Origin of the sequence: Mitsuaria sp. WAJ17 (assembly GCF_014174515.1) — a bacterium.
Classification (GTDB): domain Bacteria; phylum Pseudomonadota; class Gammaproteobacteria; order Burkholderiales; family Burkholderiaceae_C; genus Roseateles_B.
This window is the reverse complement of sequence record NZ_JACJUG010000109.1, coordinates 1-495: the sequence shown is the minus strand read 5'-3', so window position 1 is coordinate 495 and position 495 is coordinate 1. Positions and strand designations below refer to the sequence as shown.

The window sequence follows — 495 nt, the reverse complement described above, 5'->3', positions numbered from 1 at the left end:
GGTCCGGCGCGGACTGCAGAGCCAGGACGAGGCCTTGCAGCGCCTGCTGCATGAGTGCGCACACGCGCGGGGCCTGGGCAGGCGTGCTGACCTGGGCGCTCAGGGCCAGGCCGGCGTCGCCCAGGTCATCCACGCTCAGCGTGAAGGGGTAGTTGGTGCGCTCTTCGCTGCCGCCAAGCAGCGTCATGCCGGCCAGCGCCTGCTCCTGCTCCCTGGCTGTCGCGCCGTCCTGCGCGCTCTGTGCCAGGCCGTGGCGGTAGTTCAGCAGCGCCGTCACCAGCGGCACGCCGCTCTCCAGCCCGCTGCAGCGTTGGGCCAGGGCCAACGGGGCGTGCTCGTGGCGCAGCAGGCCGGCCAGGTCTTGCTGGACCTGCTTGACCGCGCCCAGCACCGGGCCCTGCAGCTTGACTCGAAGCGGCAAGGTGTTGATGTAAAGCCCCAGGGCGCGGTCCGCCCCGGCGCCGGCCTGCATGCGGCCGAACAGCACGGTGCCGA

1 protein-coding gene is annotated in these 495 nt (G+C 72.5%); it reads right to left on the bottom strand.

What is annotated here, in order from left to right:
• A partial coding sequence (locus H5407_RS23585; protein WP_183106918.1) for a condensation domain-containing protein occupies window positions 1–495 on the bottom strand: 495 nt, incomplete at both ends.